We start from the raw sequence: 21,022 nt of genomic DNA, 5'->3' as shown, positions 1-21,022 counted from the left end.
GCATTTTAAAGACTGATTCGCAGATGCAGGTTGTCCTGCTTGTTCTTTGAGCCTAGTTCGCTGCGGGCAATTTGCCTATGCTGGATAGTGATCACCAGGAACACATTGAGGCGGTATTGATCTGGAGCAGTTTATGGGGGCTTATTTACTCCTCACTGGTTTCTTTCTTCTCCCGCATGCCACTGCTCTCTTCGACTTTCTCCACATCGACAATGCCCGAACGGCTAACGACGACCTTCCAACGAGCGAGATAGGGCGTATCTTCGCTGCCTGTTTCCCGAATCACCAGATTGAACAGATGGCGGCGCTCGACCCCCTCACGCACTGCCTGGCCATCTTTCAGGCGGTAGATATGATGTTTGCCCTTACTCATGAGCCGGGTGAGCATGGAGATATCCAGATTGAGCGTTTCGCGGGTGTGCTCGTAGCCGCTTAAAAAGCGCGTGGGGGACATACGTGAACTTGAACGGTAGTGAAGCACCACTTCTTCACGTTGAGCGACCGTGCGGCGGCGCATCTTTTGGATATCAGCGGCCAATGAAGCAAAGCGTTTATAATCAAACCACTCCAATTGGCGTCCCACCGCGGCATTGCGGGTGGGGTCTAAATACTGGCGGCGCCATTTGGGGCGGCCTTTACGCAGCCAGCGCCACAGGGTATTGCGCAAATCATCCTTAAAGACCTCACGCATGGCATAGAGCAGTGCCATGGCTAGCACAAAAAGCGCAGTGATATCGCCCAAGGCGCTACGCAACTGCAGCACGCCCATCGATACAAAGGCCATCACCACGGCGGTGGCAAGCGCTTTGACCGCTTTTTGCTCGCCGCCGCCCAACTCCAAGGCCTCTTGCTTCAGCGTAATCGGGTGCTCAATCAACCGTCGCAGCAGGCGCATTTTATTCGACATGCGCGTAGGGTCTGCCATGACCCGCTCAGCGTTGTACTGCTGTTCACGGCGATGCTCATCCTCACGATGGCAGACGCTGATGAAACGGCGTCGAATATCGGTAAACTCTCCCCCTCGAGGCATATGGGCGATCAGCGCCAGCAACTGCTGTTCGGTAAACCATGAGAGGTAGTTATCGATATTGGCAAAGTACTTATTAAAGCTTTCATCATCGGGCTTATGGCGGCGCAGCCGCTTAAGAATACCGTCGCTTAAGTCGATCATTTCATGCAGTTGATCACGCAGGGCGTCGGCACTCTCTTGTACTTCGCTGTTCTCATCCCGCTCCTCTTGGCGAGCATGACGCAGCTTATTGGCACTCACTAGCATTGAGCGAGTAGTTCGCTCCATCGCTTCCACGTATTGGTAAGCATAGAGGCTTAGGCTCAACCGGTACGACTCGCTGCCAAGACGGTTACGACTGGCCAATCGACTGTGCACCAAGGGTAAGAGATACTCGTCACTGTAGTAGGTGCGTGAGACATTGATGGCCGCATGATAAAAGGCTTCTTCTGAGATAAGCTGTGTGCTTAAGCCAAGCTCGCCAGGCACAAAAAGATAGACGTCGAGGTTATGCGATGTCTCTTCCTTGAGCCGCCGGGTAAGGCGCAGTTGAAAGCTGTTTTTACGCTCAACGTTGATCAACTCACCAATCTCCTACTCCTTTGCCTAACGTGATGATATACCATGGCTAAAAATGATCATGTTGCCGCATAAAGCCATCGTACTTTATTTACCTCTTCGTCTGTGGAGCTAGGAAATGCCCATTGCCCGTTTTTCACCCTTTGAGCTGCTGCTATTAAAGAGCCGTAGCCAAGTGGATACGGCAACCCTGCTGCTGTTGGCCTGGGTGCTGGTGCACCGCCAACACGTATCAGAGGGGCAGCGGCGGCGCCGCTTGGCCCAGGTGACCGCACAATTTCGCCACGGGCATGAGTTAGGCCCGGTCATGAGCATTGCCCATAGCCAAGACCTTCAGGCGATCCAACTTGCCGCCGAGGTGGTTCGCAAAGAGTGCGGCGCTGAGCGAAGCCTGAGCGTCCTTCATCAAGCCATTACCGTCGCCACCGATGACGGCGAGCTGTCACTGGCCAACCACTATATTTTGCGCTTTTTGGCTGATTTGCTAAACGTGGCACCGATGACCTTAAATACGCTGTTTAAGGAGCTCACCGGCACACCGCTTGCCAGCCCCGAAGACCCTAGCCGCGATGCCTACTGGCAAACCCACGACCCAGATTACCATGCCCGAAAAGCACGTGAGGCTGAGGCGGCTGAACGGCAGTACCAGCAGGCCCAAGCTCGGGCCGAACAACAGCAACGAAAAAAAGAGCAGCGCCACCAGCAAAAGCAACAAAAACAGCAGGAGAAGCAGCAGCGTCAGGAGCAGGCACGCCAATCACGAGAACAGGAGCAGCAGCGCCAGCGGGAACAGGCACGCCACCAGGAGCAGGAGCGACAAAGGCAGCAACAGCAGCGTGAACAGGCCGAACGCGAACAGCGCCGCTCACGCGATCACTCTTATCAACAACGCTCTAGCCAGCAAGGGCATCGTCATCACCAGCAACGCACTTCACCGCCGCCACCCGACCGCACCACGCGGGCGCTTTCAGTGTTAGGGCTTACCCCTGGCGCTACCCGGATAGAGGTACGCCACGCCTATCGCCGAATGGCGCAGCTCCACCACCCGGATCGCTTCTATTCAGAAAGCGAGCACCAGGTCGCCTTGGCTTCAGCGCGGTTTCAGCGTATTAAAAACGCCTATGATTATTTGATGCAAACTTACTAAGACCATGTAACGCTATACCTTTCGCACTATGCTCTGTCCTACGCGAGTCGAGTTCCAAGAGAAGCAATAGTTCCCTATGCGTGATTTGTACCAGCGCCTTGCGGTTTCCCCCGAGGCCAACGACCAGGAAATCAGCCAAGCTGTGGCTAGCTGCCAGCATAGCGCACTACGCCAGGATGCCGAGGCGGTGTTCGCGGTTGCCGAACGTCGCGAAACCTACGATACGCTGCACGACACAGTCAGCGATATTGGCAGGCTACGCGCGCGCCTGGGGCTCAGCCACGGCCCCCACTGGCAGGGCGATGTCGCCAACGACTTTTCGCTGCCCCCCGACCACGCTATTGCCCGTCACGACGAACTGGTTGACCGTGTTAGCCACGCGGTCTCGCTGTATAACCGCTGGCGCCGCCTGCGCGGCCCATGGCTACTCATCGCCGTGTTCGCCGCCGGGGCTGGCATAGGTATCGCTTTGGGGCTCGCCCTGTGCCTGGGGCTTTTGCCGATGTGATGCCGCACGATTAGCCGTCTTATTGTGCTTGCGCGCCTGCTCGTCCTGGCGGATCTCAGCTTTTGTCGGACGCGGCGCGGGCTTCGGCGGAGCCGGTTGCTTATGATGGCCGTCGCTTGAATCACTTGCTTGCGTCGCTTCTCCCTTACCCTGTTCGCTCTCAAATGCGCTATTTGCTTGCGCGGCTTGTTCTTGTGGCTCCTCTTCTAAAGAGAACGAAGTCCCCGCGGTAGCCTCCATACGGTCTTCGGCGCGCGCTTCCATACTAACGCTGAGACGCGGTACGCCCAGGTCAATCTCTTGATCTTCCATACGCTGCTTCAGCAGCAGATTAAACGCCCGGGAGACATCCCACTGCATCTCCGGCGCGGTGCGAAAACGCATGCGTAAAATGGGGCAACCATCTTCAAAACCCTGAACGCCCTGCATCTCCAGAGGCGACCAAATGTAGTGACGCATCATCGGATCACGGCGCAGCTCCTGGGCGGTCTCCTGCATCAGCGTAATCGCATCGTCGATTTTCATATCAAAGGGAATGCGGATACGCATTAGCGCAATGCCAAACTGGCGCGACATGTTATGAATCGACTCAATGCGGCTAAAGGTGATGATATGCACAATCCCATCCAAATCGCGCAGCCGCACGGTGCGCAGCGTCAGCCCCTCGACCGTACCCATATGCTTATTGATCTGCACGAAGTCATCGACCGCCAGCGAATCCTCAATCAAGATAAAAATACCGGTGATCAAATCCTGTACCAACGTCTGGGCACCAAAACCAATCGCTAGACCGATCACACCGGCACCGGCTAGCAGCGGCGTGACATTGACACCCAAATTCGCCAGCCCAGCGATGAAGGCAATAATCAAAATGGTGACGAAGATAACATTGCGAATCATCGGCGTGATGGTTTGCGCCCGCGCCTGATTAACTCGCCGCCCTCGAGAGCGTGCCGAAGATGTCAGGGCTCGCTGAATGGCAGTATCGGCAAAGATCCACACTAGCCATGCCAGGAGCACGGTGGCGCCAAGGCTCACCAGTGCTTGACCAATCCGTGCACTGGCGACCGCCTGCTGGCCCAAACCAAAGAACGAACTGCCCCAAACTTGCATGGAGAGTTCGGCAAATACCATCCAAGAACAGATATGCGCCAGCACAAAACCAAAACGCTCCAAACGCTTACGGTACTGGCTCTGGCGGTGGCGGTGACGACGCTTGCCCATCCGCTCAGCCTGGCGGCGTAATAACCCAGTGACCACCAGCGTAAGCACCAACAGGCTGGCAGAAATAATCGAGCGCGCCAGGGCGGTACCTACATCCCCCACGGTGATAAAGATCGCCAGCAGCGAACCACTCACCAGTAACAGCGCCGGGATGTGCCAGAGACCACCCAGGGAGCGAATCATCTCAACGGCCGTACTGGCATCACGGCGCTGCTTGAACGGGCGGTTGCAAATCAAATGGCGCACAGGCCGTTTGAATTTGATAATAAACCGCGCCGCGAACAGCGCCGCCAACATATTGGAAAGCACCGAAACCAGGCTCGATAGCTCACTGCCCAGCATTTCCACCAAACGAGAGGAGTTAACCGCATCGCCTAACGCAATTAAGGCACCAATCACAAACAGCCCGCGTAGCGCACGCTGTTGAAGCAGTTGAACCGCGGTAAACCGGTGGCCACGGCTAAAGAACGCGATGACCGTTTCAAACACCACCGAGAGCGCTCGCCCACACACGCAAATATAAGCCACCACCAGCACCAGCGTTCGCCCAGGACTATCGGGCAACACTTGACCAATGCCCAGCGTGATTGCAAACGACAATGCCCAAGGCAGCATACGGCGCAAGAAGTGCACTGCCATCAACCAGCCCTTAGGATCCCTGGGGAGATCCAGTGGCCACTCCCGCCGGGTCGCCACCATACGCCCAAAGGCAATCATGACGACCAGCAGTACCCCCCATATAAAGGCCAGCACGGCCCCCTCGGCCACCGCGCGAATGGCCTCGCCCTGGTCGGCATCATCGTTAAGCGCGCGCAAATCCTCAGCACCTTGCGCCAGTTGGCGCGCCCACTCATCAATGGGGGAGCCACCCGCCTCAGCTTGGTCACCCAAGTCACTCAAGGTGTCGGCAAGAGCACCCAGCAGCCCTTGGCGCACCACGCCCTCATCCTCACTGGCAGCGTCAGCGGTGACCTGGAGCTCGCGCAGCGATTTAAGTAACTCGCTGCGCTGCTGCTCATTTTCGAGCAGGGTGATGACGTCATTTAGCGACCGCTGAAACTCTTCGCCGCTGACCTCAGCCGTTTGCTCTTCGGAACCACTGCTCAGACCGGGCAGCGACACCGCTTGCGCCTGGGCCTGGGTGATGGCCATGCTCGTCACTGTCAGGCTTGCTAACACAAACAAGACAACGCCTATTAGTGAATTGATTAACCAGTGCTGTCGCACGCCTTACTCCTGAAAATTAGCCTGGATGGCGACCTGCGTATCATTGACCACCGCTTCAATTTACTGAACTTAGTCATAAGCTCAGGCCACAAGCTCAGTCTCAACGCGTGACTATGATAGGCTGGAGGCTTAAACGTTCACCTCAAGGATGCTGAGATGACGCTACAAGCTCCACCTAATCGCTTAAATAGCCACGGGAAAATCCGGCAAGTTGGCGTCGAAATTGAATTCGCTGGCCTGCCACCCCGGGACACGGCGATGATCGTACGCGAGCTGTTTGGCGGGGAGCTTAACGTGGTAAGCCCCCATCGGCTACTGGTTGAAGATACCCGTTGGGGCGAATTTGATATCGAGCTAGACACCCAGTACGCGCATCCCGATAAGTCACTGGTCGATGTCCCGCTCGCTGAAGATAGCGAGTGGGCGCGACATCAGCATCAGCGGCGAGTCGAATTTCACCAAAAAACCCGCGAATTGATCGGTGATATGGTCACCGGCCTGGTACCGACCGAAATTGTTTGCCCACCAATACCCTGGAATGAGCTGGAAGCGTTAGACGCCCTGTTTGAAGCTCTGCGTAAACACGGCGCCAAGGGTACCGATGCCAGCCTGCTGTATGGGTTCGGGTTACACCTAAACCCTGAAGTAGAGCGCTTTGACGTTGACTACTTGCTCGCTATGCTACGCGCTTATCTGCTGCTGGCTGGCTGGCTTCGAGACGAAATCAAAGTCGACATTACCCGTGAGATGCTGCCCCATGCCAACCCATTTCACAAAGCTTATGCGCTAAAAGTGCTGGATAGCCGCTATTCGCCTGATCTCGATACGCTGATTGACGACTACCTGCACCACAATCCAACTCGCAACCGTGAGCTGGACATGCTGCCACTATTTGCCTTTCTGCGCCCTGACCACCCTCATGAACTGCTGCATACGCAGCTTACCAAGCCGCGCCCCACCTTTCACTACCGCTTACCCAACGCTCAGCTTTCCCAGCCTGGATGGGGCTCAGTGATCGAGTGGAATCGTTGGGTGGAAGTTGAGAAACTGGCCGCTAATTCTGAGGTTTTGCTCGCACGCTGCGCTGAGTATATCGCCGACCACAACCGACCGATGTTGAGCCGCGCCAAAGATAAGCTTGCCCGGTCAACGGTTAAACTGGCTCGCTGGCTTCGCCGCAAACGCTGATCGTTCGGGAGAGCCCAGCGATATAACCCCGCTTAGTCCCTTTCATTTTCTGTCACAGTGAGTAACGACACGCATGACTCGGCCGCTTATCGGAATTACCACCTCTGATCAAAAAAGCCACTTAGCGTGGTGGTTTGATTGGTTTGCCGTTTGGCGGCATGGCGGCAAACCGCTACGGCTGTCCCCTTCGCGCCCGAAGCCTGAAAGCCTGGACGGCTTAATCATTGGCGGCGGCGACGATATTCAAGCCCACCTCTATGGTGGGGAAGTACAGCTGGATGTTCGCTTAGACCCGGCACGGGATGAGCTGGAACTCGCCCTACTTGAACGCTTTATCCCACTGCATACCCCCGTATTGGGAATTTGCCGTGGGGCACAGTTAATCAATGTACACCTGGGCGGCACTCTGGATCCGGATATCTACACGACCCATGAAGGGCTAAAACGGCGCCGCACCGTACTGCCGCGCAAAACCGTTGATATCGTCGGAGCGAGTAAGCTACACCGCCTGCTAGGGGTAACCTGGTGCCGGGTTAACAGTCTGCATCATCAAGCCGTTTATCAGGCGGGCAGAGGAATTGAAATCGTTGCACGCGACAGGGATGGTTTGGTGCAAGGGATTGAGTCGCGGGAGCACGAGTTCTTGATTGGCGTGCAGTGGCACCCGGAGTGGTTGATTTTCAACCGCCCCCAACAGCGCTTAATTCGCGCGCTGGTGAGGGCATCAAAGCGGCATGCTAAGCGCCATCCGCGCTAGCTCAGCACCGCCAAGGCAGCCTCATAATCCGGCTCATTCTTCAACTCACTCACCAGCTCGCTATGCAGCACGCGGTTATCGGCATCCAGCACCACGACGGCACGAGCGCAAAGGCCTTCCATAGGGTTGTTGCACAGCGCTACACCCCAGGCTTCGCGAAACTCGGGATGGCGGAAAGTAGACAGTGTTTCGACGTTATCTAGCCCTTCGGCGCCGCAAAAGCGTTTGGCTGCAAAGGGTAAGTCCGCTGAAACCACCAATACCACGGTCTCGGCAAGGTTAGACGCTAGCTCGTTAAAGCGACGCGTGGACATGGCACAGGTGGGCGTATCCACACTGGGAATGATGTTAAGCACCTTACGCTTGCCGGCATAGGTATCGAGCGTAACGTCTTGCAGCTCGGTATTGGTCAGCGTCATCGCAGGTGCCGCCTGCCCTTTTGCAGGCAGTGTGCCAGCGACATCCAGCGGTTCGCCTGCGCGGGTAATCTGTTGCATTATCCTCTCCTTAGAAGGTTAATAATCAATACGTGTTGGCCATTTGAAAAGCCATGGTAGGCTATCTTCACGCCTTAGCGCTGTTCCTGAAAGAGCTTTGTTCAATGTTTGCGTTTCATCCTACCGAGGGAGTGATATGGCCTGTGTATTAATCGTTAAAACCGGCGACGCTTTTCCGGAAGTTGTCGACCAGCACGGTGATTTTGAAACGCTATTTGAAAAGCAGCTTAGCACGGCCTTACCGGCACATTTAGATTTACAGGTATGGGATGCAACCCGCCACCCCAGCCCGCCCGAGCTTAATACACTCGCGGGCATTGTGATTACCGGTTCGCACAGTATGGTCAGCGAAGCCGAACCCTGGAGCGAAGCACTTAAGCCTTGGCTGCAACAGGCACTGGCAAACGACATGCCTATGCTGGGCGTTTGCTATGGCCATCAGTTAATGGCCGCCGCTTTTGGTGGCGTGAGTGACTACCATCCGGCGGGCCGCGAGTCAGGCACACGCACCGTGCGGCTAACGCAAGCTGGCCAGCAAGACCCTCTGTTTAGCCAACTACCGGAAAGCTTTGCTGCCCACTTGACCCACGCTCAATCGGTAATGCAGGCGCCTCAAGGTTGTACGGTGCTAGCCCACAACAGCCACGACGCCCATCAGGCGCTGCGCTATGGCCCGCGCCAGTGGAGCGTGCAGTTTCACCCCGAGTTCACGCCACCAGTGATGCGCGCCTACCTTGAGCGCCAACGCGCCGCACTGCGCGACCAAGGCGAAGAGCCTGACGCCCTGCTGGCGAACATTGTGGAGTGCAATGATGCCACTAGCCTGCTGCGTCGTTTTTTGGCGTTCGTATAGCTTCTGACAAAAACCTCAAAAGCCGTCTACTTGCGCTGATCACGCCGTGAGGCCAGCCTATCCGCCAGCCGTGTTGGCTCAGGCAGTTTGGTGCGCCCTAAACAGCGCATCACCCAGGCCATCGAGGTTTCAAGCGTGATGCGGTGCCCAGGCGATACATACACGGGCTTCACCTTGGTGCGGGAGCGCAAAACAGCACCAAGGGTCTCTTTCCCCGCGTAAAGCGGCACCCAGTCGCCGCGCTGCTCGCCCACCTCAGCGTGTTGGCCATAGAGGCGTGACTTGGCAATCCCAATGGTAGGCAAATCCAGCCATAGCCCTAAGTGAGCAGCCACCCCTAACCGGCGTGGGTGGGCAATCCCTTGGCCATCGACCATCACCAGTTCCGGCATCACGCTGAGTTTTGCAAACGCCCCTAGCGCTGCGGGAATTTCGCGAAACGAAAGCAAACCGGGAATATACGGCATACGGGTGGGTTCGCGGTGCACCACCTGCTCCACAACGCTTAAATCGGGCGCGGTAGCAGGATCCCACTTCAATACCACCACCGCTGCCCGGGTAATTTCGCCACCCTCTTCAAAACCAATATCCACCCCGGCGATATGTGTTATCGGCGCTAGGCGATCAGTAAGTTCCAATCGCTTCGACAGCTCTGTTTGCAGAGCCCTCGCCTCTTTAGGCGCCAAATTCCATTCGTGTAGTGGTGCTGACATATCATCCTCCTTGATGTGATGAATCATCATCAAGGTAGCAAAAAAACGCCCCCGCACCAGTAAAGGAGCGAGGGCGTTTGAGAGTTACTCAACTGCCGCTTGGCGGCAGTTGATGACTCCTTACACGAATAAAGACTTAGGCGCGTTCGCGACGACGAACGGGCGCATCGCCTTCGTCACGACGACGGCGCGGAGCGCGCTCAGCCGGTGCGCTGTCTTCACTGATTTCCAACGGGCGACCGGCCACACGGGCACGGGCCATCTTGGTTAGAATCGTTGCGGGTAAACCACTCGGCAACTCGACCACAGAGAAAGCATTGCGAATATCGATACGACCGATACGTGCGCCTTCAATGCCACCTTCGTTAGCGAGGGCACCGACTAGTTGGCCAGGTTTGACACCATCTTTATGACCAACCGATACGCGATAGCGCGTCATGCCTTCAGACGGCGCACCAGTGCGTTCGCGACGTGCTCCCGGCTTACCGCCAGACGCACCATCACGTGAGGGCTTCTCTTTGCGCGGTGCCTGTAGGCGACCAATCGGTGCTTCATCAGCACGCGCCATAGCGGCAAACGCACAGGTCAGTTCGATCGGGTCATGGCCCTCTTCGATGAGACGCTCAATCAGAGCACGCTGCTCTGCAGCGCCCTTCGTTAAGGACGCAATAACACGCTGGTGGAAGACGTCATCGCGATGGGCACGGATAGCGGCTTCGTCGGGTAGCGGCATTTCAGTCATTTTCTGACCGGTTGCCTGCTCCATCCAGCCCACTTTGCGGCCTTCACGGAAGCCAGCAAAGGTAATTGCGATACCACTGCGGCCTGCACGACCAGTACGGCCGATACGGTGCGTGTAAGCTTCCGCATCCTGAGGCAGATCGTAGTTGATAACGTGAGTAATACGCGACACGTCAAGACCACGCGCTGCTACGTCAGTGGCGATCAGCACATCAACTTTGCCACGCTTCAAGCGCGTAATAGTACGCTCGCGCAGGCTCTGGTCGAGGTCACCGGACAGGCCAGCGGCGTTAACGCCACGAGCAGTTAGCTGCTCAACCAAGGTGGTACAAGCCGCACGGGTGCGCACAAAAACGATAGCCCCATCGACAGGTTCAACTTCGAGAATACGTGACAAGGCTTCCAGCTTAGCGCCACCATCAACGCGCACAATGCGCTGCTCGATGTTTTCGCCGGTCGTGGTGCTAGACTCAATGGCGACTTTCACCGGGTTAACCAGGTAGCGGTTAACGATGCGCTCAATTTCAGTGGGCAGTGTCGCTGAGAAGAACACACGCTGGGCATCTTTCGGGGTATCGGCGACCACGCGTTTTACGTCGTCGATAAAGCCCATGCGCAACATTTCATCAGCTTCATCCAGCACCAGGGCAGAGAGGCCATCAAGCTTCAAACTGCCGCGATCCAGGTGATCGATAATCCGGCCTGGGGTACCGACAACCACTTGCGCGCCACGCTTAAGGGCGCCCAGCTGTTCACGGTACTCTTGGCCACCACATAGAGTCGCAACTTCGAGACCTTTGAGGTTTTGACCATACTTACTAAACGAGGCAGCTACTTGCTGAGCAAGCTCGCGGGTTGGCGCCATTACCAACACTTGCGGTTCGCGGCGAGTTAGTTCTAAACGTGACAGTAACGGCAGTGCAAACGCTGCAGTTTTGCCGGTACCCGTCTGGGCTTGGCCCAACATATCGCGGCCTTCAAGCAGCGCAGGGATGGTTTGCGCCTGAATCGGCGAGGGTACGAGGTAGCCCTGTGATTCGACAGCAGACAGAACGGCAGGCAAAAGAGCTAGATCGCCGAAGCTCGGCGAAGCGACAGAAGTCGAGGTCATTAATCACACCTTGGTAGGCCGGCAAGTACCGGCAAAAAACATCATAAGCGTCTCTGACTCTGTCATCGCACAACAATGCAGTCACTGTCGATAACAGGCACCGCCATAGCGGTCAAAGCCATCAATGGAGTCGGAGACGCCGGTCGCACCTAGCATCCGGTTGGCATACACCGCGTTAGCGGGCCAACCACTGTGGCGACCTTCTGCGCCGATTTCACCCGTGTGGCGAAATACTGGAGGCGCGCCATCTACACAGCAATGAACATCTAGCAATTGGCGAGATGTTCCCGCAAGCGACACTACGATTAACTATTAATATCTCTCATTAATAACTATGCAGTTTAACGCTTACCGTCGTGATGGAGGGGTCAACACATGCGAGGAGGGCGCATCCTAACATCGCATTTCGCTTCTGACCAGTACTTTTAACTTACACCATATTGAAACAGGAGCTTGCACTCATGCACATATGGTCTAACCTGAGAGATGCCTAATCAAGTTCACTATTCTCAAGGAGCGATGCAATGAACTGGGATCAAATTGAAGGCAAATGGAAAGAGATGAGAGGCAAGGCCCGCGCGAGCTGGGGTGAGCTTACTGACGATGAATTAGATCAGATCGGCGGTAAGAAAGATCAGTTGGTAGGCAAGCTTCAGCAAAAGTACGGCCTTGAGCGAGACGAAGCAGAGCGCCAAGCCGATGACTGGGCTGACAAGCAGTAACGTTTTTACTGCCCCTTCTATAACACTCCATTCCTGTTTTAAGCCTGTCGGCTTGCTAACACCAGCCGATAAGCGATGTAACATTTATCGTAGCCACATGGAGAGACGCTATGCGTAAGACAATCCTGACAACCGTGATCGGCACCGCCCTTATGGGCAGCGTTGCAATGAGCGCTCATGCCCAAAATGAGCCACAAGGCATGTACTCTGCCGATGACATTCTCGATGCAGAAGTCTATTTTGCCGGCGGTTCCGGTGAAGAGATTGGCGACGTTGATGATATTCTGTTTGATGAAGAGATGCGCATTACCGCGATTGTGATCGAAAGTGGCTCAGTACTTGGCCTTGGTGGCCGAGAGATCGTTGTTGGCACTGATTACTTCACCCTCGAAACCGAAACGGAAGCCGATGGTGATACAGAACATCGCATCATGGTCGAAGCGAGCCAGGAAGAAGTAGAAGCCTTCCCTGCTTACAATAACGAGTGGTGGGAGCAGACCAAAGCTAACGCTCGCGACGCTTGGCAAACGACCCAAGAGGGTGCTGAGAGCGCTTGGCAGCGCACTCGTGAAGCGTTAGATATTAATGATGACAATGGCTAAGAGTTGCAGTTGCGTGCAATAACAACGCAACGCTCCTAGCAGGATTTATACGCTAGAAAAAGGGCTGCCCAATCGGGCGGCCCTTTTCATGTCAAGCCAGTTCCTAATGTAAAACTAGCGCGCTACGGCTCTATTTACGCCGCACGCCCTTACCTGGCAAACGCTCCCGGTTATGGGGGCGCTGAAAATCGAGCAGTGGGCCAGCGGGTACAATGCGTGTCGGGTTAATCGTGTCGTGGCTGTAATAGTAGTGGCGTTTAATGTGATCCATATTGACGGTCTCAGCCACACCCGGCCATTGGTAGATTTCTCTTACGTAATTAGAAAGGTTGGGGTAATCCTCAATGCGCTTAAAATTGCATTTGAAATGACCGTAATAAACCGCATCAAATCGGATCAGCGTCGTAAACAGGCGAATATCCGCTTCGGTCAGCCACTCACCCGCCAAATAGCGCTGATCGGCCAGGCGTGCTTCCATACGATCGAGGGCATCAAATAACGCCTTAACGTGCTTCTCATAAACTGCCTGCTCTGTAGCAAAGCCTGATTTATAAACGCCATTATTGATGTGGTCGTAGACATCGGCGTTTACGTCATCAATGACACCACGCAGATCTTCTGGGTAAAAATCCAGGTCGTTGCCGGTCAATTCATCGAACGCACGGTTAAAAATACGTAGCAAGTCTGCAGACTCATTATTAACGATGGCGCTGCGCTGCTTGTCCCATAGCACGGGCACGGTGACACGGCCGGTATAATGTGGATCCGTCATGGTGTAGAGCTGGTGATGAAAGTCGGCACCGTTAATAGGGTCACCACTGGCGCCTTCGTCCTGACGGTACGTCCAGCCCTGATCGAGCATCAGCGGGCTGACATGGGACGTGCCGATCAACGGCTCCAGCCCTTTCAGCTTACGCATAATCAGTGTGCGATGCGCCCAGGGGCAGGCTAATGATACATATAGATGGTAGCGCTCTTTTTCCGCTGGGTAGCAATTACCGTCTGTCTCCGGCTGATCACCCACCCAATCTCTTAGCTGGGCGGATTCACGTACAAATTCGCCACCGTGCTTTTTGGTGTCATACCACTGGTCTTGCCATTCGCCGTTTACAAGTAGTCCCATGGGGCGTCTCCTGAAAAGTCTTGTGGGGTTCTAGTTATTGCGTCACTGCTTTCAGCATACGCCCGCTTCAAGGAGGCTCAAGCGGATGTTTTACGGTCTTTCATTCGAGTCAGTCGAATCATGCAGCGCGCACTCGCTAACCACCGCTTGTTTCAGTGCAGCGGCCATCGCATGCGCCGCAGGCCCTGCCCGATCCCGATCACGAAAAATCATCTGGATAGGCACTTCGCGAATACCGCCCGCAGGCAGAGGCAGCGGTTTTAATTGACCACTTTTTAACTCTTCAGATATGCGTGTTTCCGGCATCCAGGCAAACCCCAGGCCACGCTTTAGCATATCCAGTGAGGTATTAAGGTGGCTGACGGTCCAGCGCTGCTCCGCTTTCAGCCAGCCCGCATTGGTGGATTGACGCAGTGCTGAATCACGCACCACTAACTGTCTATGCTGAGCCAAGTCGCGCAGATCCAACGAACGCCCTAGCTGATGCAGCGCGTGCTGGGGGTGCGCCACCGCCACAAATCGCACCGTTACCAACGGCTCTCCTAAAAAGCCCTGGGCCTCAATCCCGGAGACCACCAGGTCTGCACGGCCATCGTAGAGCATTTCAATGCCACCATTGAGCACACTCTCGTGTAACTGAACTCGTACCTGAGGGAAGGTTGCAGAAAAGCGTTCTAACGCTTTGGCTTGGGCAGCGGCAGGAAACACCTGATCGATTGCCACCACCACTTCTGCTTCCAAACCTGCCGCCAGTCGGGTGGCGACATCTTCAAGTGACGCCGCGCTCTCTATTAGTTGGCGCGCACGCCGAAGCAGCAGCTCGCCCGCTTCAGTTAAACGCACTTGCCGGCCAATAGGCTCCAACACCTGGACGCCCAACTGCTCTTCTAACTTATGAACGGCATGGTTCAGTGTGGAGGGACTTTTGTGTACCGCCTCTGCCGCACGCGCAAACCCACCGTGGTCAACCACGGCAGCCAACATTTGCCATTGTGAAAGTGTTACCCGGGACATTTCGATTTCCTCAACGCAATACAGCGAGACAATGCGCCTAATGTTCGAAAAAACTTGTGTTCGAAAACATGGCTAGGATGCCAGGAAACAGCCAACACTTCCGCCCATGCTTGTAAAATGGTTAAGATTAGCCGCTAGCGGTAGGAAAATATTCGACAAAAATTATATTTAAGCTTTTAAAAACGTAGTTTTCGTCTACAGTTAACTCAAGATATTTAGTTAGCACGCTTTGCTGGTTACATTTGTTAGCAAACGGTGTTTATAAATAGTAATCTCTGCCTATTATTGCCATTTTTGTATTTAATTACGTTTTATGTATAGGCATACAGTCTATGCACCCCTGCCCTCATGGGGTATGGTTTCCGGGTTTATCGACTTTATAGTTACTTTTAATCACGAACTCGGCGGTCCATTTACCCATGTTGCGAATCCTCCATTCGCTGCCTCGCACGCATAAATTATTACTGTTACCCGTGGCCACAATGGTCACAGTGCTGGGCACACAAAAATTATTAACGACATACCAAGATTTAAATCAACCGCAAACACCGCTTGAAAGCGTGCTGGTTCCGCTTCCAAGTGACTCTACACCGGGCGTCCCCTCACTGCGCCAAGAACGCACCCCGGTGGCAGAAGCGATCGACCGCGCTTCACGTGCACTCGACGCCACCCGCGAGAACATCCCCCTCAGCGAACTAACTGCAACCGAGATCGTTGATCTAGACGTGATTGCCAGCGCAGAAGCCGACATGGCAGACCAACCTGTTGTGGGTGGCGATGCCGCGGTACTGAACACCGCAGTGCTGGAAAGTGCCGGTCTTGATGATGGCGCGCTGCACATGGCCATTGTGCTGGGCACACTAGCCAGTGGCATGCTCGATGTAGATGACTCCTCCTCCATTGAAATAGCCGATGCCACCTCTTATGAGGATTACGGTATTGAGCTATTTGACGATATATCGTTCCTGGAGTTGGAGCTGGCAGCAGAAGAGCCGTTTGTGCCTCAATGGGAAACACATATTGTTGAATCTGGCGAAACTTTCGCTGTCCTGGCGCAGAATGAACTAGGTCTGGGCTACAGCGAAGTGATGGCTCTGCTTGAAGATCTACCCGACCAGCGCATGTTAACCAATTGGCGCGCCGGGCACAGCTTTGATTATCAGCTGGATGAAGATGGGCGTTTGTTATCACTGCGGATGATGAAAAACACTCGCGACGGCATTCTGCTGGAAAAAGATGCTGATCACTTCGCCATCACCACGATTGAACGCCAGGGTGAACCCGTCCAGCGCCTCTATGCGGGTAGCGTTAGCGGTAGTTTTGCGCGCTCTGCCCAGGCGACTGGCTTGAACAGCGGCTCAGTAACGGAACTAACCAAGCTGCTTGAGAAGAAACTCGATTTTCGGCGTGACAGCCGCCGCGGCGACCGCTTTCAAGTATTGGTCGAGTCCGACATGATCGATGGAGAAACGCTGGATTCCCGCGTTTTGGCGGTTCATTATGACGGTGAACGCATGGACTTAACCGTTGTACGTAATGCCAGCGACGATAATTTCTACACACCAGAGGGTGGCAGTCTGGATCCCGCCTTTGCCCGCCACCCATTCGAAGGCAATTACCGCTTAAGCTCCAGCTTCAATCCACGCCGTAAGCACCCGGTGACTGGCCGCATCAGCCCCCATAACGGTACCGATTTTGCTATGCCCATTGGTACACCGGTAACGGCTCCCGCCAATGGTGTTGTCGAGCGCGTGAGCAACCATCACGCCGCTGGCCGCTATGTCGTCATTCGCCATGACAATGGCTACCGCACCCGTTACCTGCACCTCTCCCGTCCGCTGGTAACACAAGGTGAACGTGTAACAATGGGCGAGCGTATTGCCCTTTCAGGCAATACAGGCCGCAGCACTGGCCCTCACCTGCACTACGAAGTCATCGTTAACAACTCGCCGGTGAATGCGATGACCGTTCCCCTGCCCGAAAACACCAGCCTGAGCGGCGACACGCTTATTGCCTTCCAGAACCAGGCAGCGCCAATGTTAGCTGCGCTGGAAAGCGGCGAAACCGGGCCGGTTAGCGTGGCTAACTATCAGCAGGAAAGCGACGACTAGCACTTCGCTACCCAATAACGAATGCTTATACGTAAAACACCGCCTTCAACTAGGCGGTGTTTTACGTTGGTGTGCATTATTCTTTAAATACTCAACCTTAGACTGGGCGCTGCAATGCAGCTAGTAGCGCTGCATCACGGCGGTAGATATCAGGCCGAAACTCCACCTCACCTTGCGCATTCGGCCAAGCGGTTAAATAGTGCAGTGCAATGGGAATACGTTGGGTTAAGTTCACATTGCGATCACTCCCCCCATTTAACAGCGAACTCATTTGGTAGCGACTACCGGTGTCTTGCAGCAGCATTTGCGCCAGCTCAGCCACCCCTTCAACGCGTATACAGCCTGAACTGAGTGCCCGCTGATCACGCTGGAATAGCCCTCGCGCGGGAGTGTCGTGCAAATAGATCATGTCATCATTGGGAAACCGCACCACGACGCGACCTAAAGGGTTCGCCGATCCTGCTACTTGGCGTAACATAACGCTACCTGGGCGCTGCCAATCAATCTCCTCGGCCGCTAGCAGCTCACCCGAGAGGCTCACCACCTGGATATTTTTACGCGATAAGTAATCAATATCGGCACGCACCTGAGGCAACACATCCTCGCGCATTATCGTCGGCGGGATTGTCCAGGAAGGATTAATGGTCAAATGGCTGATCGTGGAGTGGATAATCGGCGTCTCGCGGCGCGGCGTACCTACCACCACCCGGGCATCCCAGTGCTGACCGTTAGGGCGCACGTAGTGCATCCGGTAGCCTGCAATATCAACCCATACCCGTGGCTCAGCCGTCTGCATTGGACGAACCCACCGCGCACGCTCTAAATTGACCCGCAGTTGGTCGATTCGCGACGACACCGAGGTATTCAAGGCCAGGCGGGTTTGTTCGCCCACCACTCCATCTTCCTGTAGCAAATGAAGGCGCTGGAAGCGCCTTACAGCTGCTTCCAGGGGGGCATCAAAGGTACGCCGGTTAGACGCCGCCTGCACGCCAATCATGGGGTAGGCACTGCTGTCAGCCACTTGTAAGTCAGCTTCACCCCACAGCGCTAAGCGTTGACGCAGTACGCTCACATCGTCGTCTTCGTCGCCTGGACGAAGCGACTCCTCCCGTGCGGCCAAGAAGGGCACACTGCCCAAGCTAACCAACTGATAATGTTGCTTCAAAGCATCGCGCAACTGCTGATATTCAGGTGATGAGGGCCGAGCCAGGGCGATAGCGTTATCAATCACGCGATCATCGACAGCATGCACAACGCGCAACAGCGAGTAGCCACGCTCAGGGCGCGGTGCATCCCACTGAGGCTCGATCTCACGAGGGTTCACTTTGCCCCGCTCTAAATGATCCAGCGCCAGCAGCAGCGACTGGGTCGCTTTAATATCAAACGTCGCCTGGGTGGCTTCACTCCCTGCCTGACTGCGCTGAAACTCATCCAGCAGCGTATCAGCGTGATAATCATCGGGTGTTAGACCGTCGGTTTCCAGACTGTTCAGTGCGGCTACCAATGATTCAACCGCCCTGGCTGACTGCCAAGCGGGCTGACCATCGCGAAGTTGATAAAACTCAGCAATGGGCAATCGGTGCGCGTCCACCTTGCTTAACTGCTGGGTCAGCGCCTGCTGTAACGGTACTGAATCCGCATACGCCTGACTAATACCTAAAGGGCTGTGGGTAAGCGTGAGACATAGAGCGACCCCTATCGCCCATTGTCTTAGTGGCTGTATCTCGTTCATCGCCCTCTCCTTGCGTTACTATAGTCTTCCACATCGCCGTCCCGTTTTTATCTTAGTCGGCTAATCATTCATAATGACTGATATTGCTTTTAGGATCGACTTTTATGGCTCTTCGCTTAAATGTTGCCACGTTAATATTTTCCTTACCTTTTACATTATTTACATTACCGCTACACGCTGCCAGTTTCTTTGCCCAAGTTGATTCAACGCCCCCCCGTGGCGTACTGCCTTTAAACCACCAACTGCAGCAGCTCGCCCCCCAGGCATCTCCCGATGCACTGCGTTTAGCCGCCCAAGCCCTAAACTGTGCCGAGCCTAATGCCGAGCGCCTGGCGGTGATCGATTACTCGTTGCCATCTACCGAGCCGCGCCTGTGGGTGTTTGACTTACGCCAACATAAGCTACTCTTTGAAGAGCTGGTCTCCCACGGCCAGGGGTCGGGCGACGCCCAGGCCGAGACGTTTTCCAATACTCCCGATAGCCATCAATCCAGCATTGGTCTATTTCGTACCATGAACAGTTATTACGGCCGCAACGGCTACTCACTACGCTTGGAAGGGCTGGAACCTAACGTCAACGACTTGGCGTTTGAGCGCGCTATTGTGATCCATGGCGCGGACTACGTGAGCGATGCGTTCATTACCCAAACGGGGCGGCTCGGGCGCAGTCATGGCTGCCCGGCAGTGCGTGAAGACGTGACTTACCCGCTGATCAATAGCCTCAAAGAGGATCAGTATGTGTTCGCTTATTATCCCGATGCGGAGTGGCTTGCTACTTCAGCGTTTCTAGGCTGTACAGCCGAGGCCGCGCAGCTTGCCCGTCGCTAATATCGAAACTTTTGGTAAAGGTGAGCGCTAACAACCTCAGTCTAAGAGATTGTTGATAGCTCAATTTCATCATTTACGGTCGCTAAATCAGGCGTACGCGGGAACTCTCTGCAATACTTTGTGACAAATTAACACAAAATATTGCTATCTGCCGTAGGTGTCTCCGCCATGTTCACCTTTATCCACCCGTATCAAAAAATTCGTCGCCTGGAGCAGGAGGTTGCCGATTTACGCACCCAGCTTGACGCTGCCACCCCCAGCTGTCGCCTGTTAAGCTTAATGAAACCTGCACAGTCGATTGGAATGCTGCAGGCGAGAGGCGCAGATATGCTGGCTGCGCTAAATAGCGGCATTCAGGAATATGCAGACCATCTTGCCGGAGAGCGCGCCACACTGACGGAGACTAATAATTTAATCGCCGCTGCTGAACTAGCGGTTAATACTCTTAATCAGCGCTGCCTCGACACTGAACATGCCGAAGCATTACCCCCGTTAGTGCTAGCCAAAACCTTACATACCCTAAGCCAATTGCAGGTTGCCCTCGCACGTAATGCGGGCCACGCCCAAGCGCTAGCGGTTAGCACGGCGCTTGAAACGGCCCATAGCCAAGGTCTACTGGGTAGCACTGACGCCGCTACCCAGGAAGCGCCAGGGTTGGCGGCCATTGCTGACGATGTTCACCGCTTAGCACTTAATATGCACCAATTGAGCCACCAGCTCACTCTTCTGATGGAGCAAATTAATAGTCAGGTAAGAGAGCACTCCCAAGCCGTAGTGAAAAAACGTTTGGCCGATGACGAGATTGCCCGCTCGGCGCAAACAGCTAAACAGGCAGTGAGCCAGCTTGCTGACCAAGCTCAGCACATGCATAAGGTCATTCATCACAGCGCCACCGCTGCTTTTTTACACTCTGCTAAGCTTGATCATGCGGTGTGGAAATGCCGACTTTATAAGCAGCTACTGTCTGCTAACACAGACACCCTGCTAGACGATCACCACCAATGTCGCTTAGGCCATTGGTATCAACACGGTGAAGGCCACCAACGCTACGCTCGCACTGAAGCTTATCGAGCGCTGGCGGCGCCGCATCGGCGTATGCATGACAGTGGTGCTGAAGCGCTTAAGTTTGCCCGCCTAGGTGACCGCAATGGCCAACTAGCCGCCTTGGGTTTAATGGAAGAAGCCAGCCAACAGCTTGCACTGCAGTTGGATAACCTTATGGAGCACGCCATCTTTGAGGCGCCCTACCCAAGCAACCACCACTCGCCGCTTGCAGGTGCCCCTTAAAAAATCCAGTGCGCTAATAATAGCCTTTCGTCTTCTCTAGCCGCCTATGC

Annotated in this window: 19 protein-coding genes; 10 read left to right on the top strand and 9 right to left on the bottom strand. The window is 54.9% G+C overall.

Going from position 1 to position 21,022, the window contains the following annotated elements; translation table 11 throughout:
- Nucleotides 1-145: 145 nt before the first annotated feature.
- Nucleotides 146-1,591 (bottom strand): hypothetical protein, encoded by a 1,446-nt coding sequence (locus ACFIOZ_RS05335; RefSeq protein ID WP_386082659.1) that lies wholly within the window; start codon nucleotides 1,589-1,591, stop codon nucleotides 146-148.
- 115 nt (nucleotides 1,592-1,706) lie between these two features.
- Here ACFIOZ_RS05335 and ACFIOZ_RS05330 point away from each other — a divergent pair, with 115 nt between their 5' ends.
- Both ACFIOZ_RS05330 and ACFIOZ_RS05325 read left to right on the top strand, forming a co-directional pair.
- Nucleotides 1,707-2,735, top strand: coding sequence for a J domain-containing protein (locus tag ACFIOZ_RS05330; RefSeq protein ID WP_386082658.1), 1,029 nt, complete (start codon nucleotides 1,707-1,709; stop codon nucleotides 2,733-2,735).
- Between the two features lie 76 nt (nucleotides 2,736-2,811).
- A complete protein-coding gene (locus tag ACFIOZ_RS05325; RefSeq protein ID WP_386082657.1) occupies nucleotides 2,812-3,243 on the top strand; it encodes a hypothetical protein in 432 nt (143 codons plus the stop codon).
- Here ACFIOZ_RS05325 and ACFIOZ_RS05320 read toward each other — a convergent pair.
- Nucleotides 3,160-5,694: a mechanosensitive ion channel domain-containing protein gene (locus tag ACFIOZ_RS05320; protein ID WP_386082656.1), complete on the bottom strand. Its 2,535-nt coding sequence runs from the start codon at nucleotides 5,692-5,694 to the stop codon at nucleotides 3,160-3,162. The genes ACFIOZ_RS05325 and ACFIOZ_RS05320 overlap by 84 nt on opposite strands.
- A gap of 156 nt (nucleotides 5,695-5,850) precedes the next feature.
- On the opposite strand from ACFIOZ_RS05320, the gene ACFIOZ_RS05315 reads away from it, so the two are divergent.
- Together ACFIOZ_RS05315 and ACFIOZ_RS05310 are read left to right on the top strand one after the other, a co-directional pair.
- Nucleotides 5,851-6,882, top strand: a complete 1,032-nt coding sequence (locus ACFIOZ_RS05315) for an amidoligase family protein (RefSeq protein WP_386082655.1) — start codon at nucleotides 5,851-5,853, stop codon at nucleotides 6,880-6,882.
- 73 nt (nucleotides 6,883-6,955) lie between these two features.
- Nucleotides 6,956-7,639, top strand: coding sequence for a gamma-glutamyl-gamma-aminobutyrate hydrolase family protein (locus ACFIOZ_RS05310; RefSeq protein ID WP_386082654.1), 684 nt, complete (start codon nucleotides 6,956-6,958; stop codon nucleotides 7,637-7,639).
- Here ACFIOZ_RS05310 and tpx read toward each other — a convergent pair.
- A complete protein-coding gene (gene tpx, locus ACFIOZ_RS05305) occupies nucleotides 7,636-8,136 on the bottom strand; it encodes a thiol peroxidase (protein WP_386082653.1) in 501 nt (166 codons plus the stop codon). The two genes, ACFIOZ_RS05310 and tpx, sit on opposite strands and share 4 nt — an antisense overlap.
- 136 nt (nucleotides 8,137-8,272) lie before the next feature.
- On the opposite strand from tpx, the gene ACFIOZ_RS05300 reads away from it, so the two are divergent.
- Nucleotides 8,273-8,989, top strand: a complete 717-nt coding sequence (locus ACFIOZ_RS05300; RefSeq protein ID WP_386082652.1) for a glutamine amidotransferase — start codon at nucleotides 8,273-8,275, stop codon at nucleotides 8,987-8,989.
- Nucleotides 8,990-9,015: 26 nt separating this feature from the next.
- Here ACFIOZ_RS05300 and nfi read toward each other — a convergent pair whose 3' ends face one another.
- The 3 genes from nfi to ACFIOZ_RS05285 form a co-directional block, all read right to left on the bottom strand.
- The gene (nfi, locus tag ACFIOZ_RS05295) at nucleotides 9,016-9,702 is read right to left on the bottom strand and encodes a deoxyribonuclease V (protein ID WP_386082651.1); all 687 of its coding nucleotides are present in this window, start codon (nucleotides 9,700-9,702) and stop codon (nucleotides 9,016-9,018) included.
- 136 nt (nucleotides 9,703-9,838) lie between these two features.
- Nucleotides 9,839-11,554: a DEAD/DEAH box helicase gene (locus ACFIOZ_RS05290; protein ID WP_386082650.1), complete on the bottom strand. Its 1,716-nt coding sequence runs from the start codon at nucleotides 11,552-11,554 to the stop codon at nucleotides 9,839-9,841.
- 81 nt (nucleotides 11,555-11,635) lie between these two features.
- Nucleotides 11,636-11,827 (bottom strand): hypothetical protein, encoded by a 192-nt coding sequence (locus ACFIOZ_RS05285; RefSeq protein ID WP_386082649.1) that lies wholly within the window; start codon nucleotides 11,825-11,827, stop codon nucleotides 11,636-11,638.
- 251 nt (nucleotides 11,828-12,078) lie between these two features.
- Here ACFIOZ_RS05285 and ACFIOZ_RS05280 point away from each other — a divergent pair, with 251 nt between their 5' ends.
- A complete protein-coding gene (locus ACFIOZ_RS05280; protein WP_386082648.1) occupies nucleotides 12,079-12,276 on the top strand; it encodes a CsbD family protein in 198 nt (65 codons plus the stop codon).
- Between the two features lie 110 nt (nucleotides 12,277-12,386).
- Entirely contained in the window at nucleotides 12,387-12,878 is a 492-nt protein-coding gene (locus ACFIOZ_RS05275) for a PRC-barrel domain-containing protein (protein WP_386082647.1), read from the top strand.
- Between the two features lie 130 nt (nucleotides 12,879-13,008).
- Here ACFIOZ_RS05275 and ACFIOZ_RS05270 read toward each other — a convergent pair whose 3' ends face one another.
- The gene (locus tag ACFIOZ_RS05270; protein WP_386082646.1) at nucleotides 13,009-14,001 is read right to left on the bottom strand and encodes a glutathione S-transferase family protein; all 993 of its coding nucleotides are present in this window, start codon (nucleotides 13,999-14,001) and stop codon (nucleotides 13,009-13,011) included.
- 90 nt (nucleotides 14,002-14,091) lie between these two features.
- Nucleotides 14,092-15,015, bottom strand: coding sequence for a LysR family transcriptional regulator (locus ACFIOZ_RS05265; protein WP_386082645.1), 924 nt, complete (start codon nucleotides 15,013-15,015; stop codon nucleotides 14,092-14,094).
- Between the two features lie 419 nt (nucleotides 15,016-15,434).
- On the opposite strand from ACFIOZ_RS05265, the gene ACFIOZ_RS05260 reads away from it, so the two are divergent.
- Nucleotides 15,435-17,126 (top strand): peptidoglycan DD-metalloendopeptidase family protein, encoded by a 1,692-nt coding sequence (locus ACFIOZ_RS05260; RefSeq protein WP_386082644.1) that lies wholly within the window; start codon nucleotides 15,435-15,437, stop codon nucleotides 17,124-17,126.
- 97 nt (nucleotides 17,127-17,223) lie between these two features.
- Here the strand turns inward: ACFIOZ_RS05260 and ACFIOZ_RS05255 are convergent, their stop codons facing one another.
- Nucleotides 17,224-18,858: a L,D-transpeptidase family protein gene (locus ACFIOZ_RS05255; RefSeq protein ID WP_386082643.1), complete on the bottom strand. Its 1,635-nt coding sequence runs from the start codon at nucleotides 18,856-18,858 to the stop codon at nucleotides 17,224-17,226.
- A gap of 104 nt (nucleotides 18,859-18,962) precedes the next feature.
- Between ACFIOZ_RS05255 and ACFIOZ_RS05250 the strand changes: the two genes are divergently transcribed.
- Nucleotides 18,963-19,685 carry a murein L,D-transpeptidase catalytic domain family protein gene (locus ACFIOZ_RS05250; RefSeq protein WP_386082642.1) on the top strand — a complete coding sequence of 241 codons (723 nt, stop codon included), beginning with the start codon at nucleotides 18,963-18,965 and terminating at the stop codon, nucleotides 19,683-19,685.
- Between the two features lie 168 nt (nucleotides 19,686-19,853).
- Entirely contained in the window at nucleotides 19,854-20,972 is a 1,119-nt protein-coding gene (locus tag ACFIOZ_RS05245; RefSeq protein ID WP_386082641.1) for a CZB domain-containing protein, read from the top strand.
- Nucleotides 20,973-21,022: the final 50 nt, after the last annotated feature.

This window comes from Vreelandella sp. F11 (assembly GCF_042466685.1).
Taxonomy (GTDB): domain Bacteria; phylum Pseudomonadota; class Gammaproteobacteria; order Pseudomonadales; family Halomonadaceae; genus Vreelandella.
The sequence above is the reverse complement of the archived record's forward strand: the minus strand, read 5'-3'. Positions and strand labels throughout refer to the sequence as shown.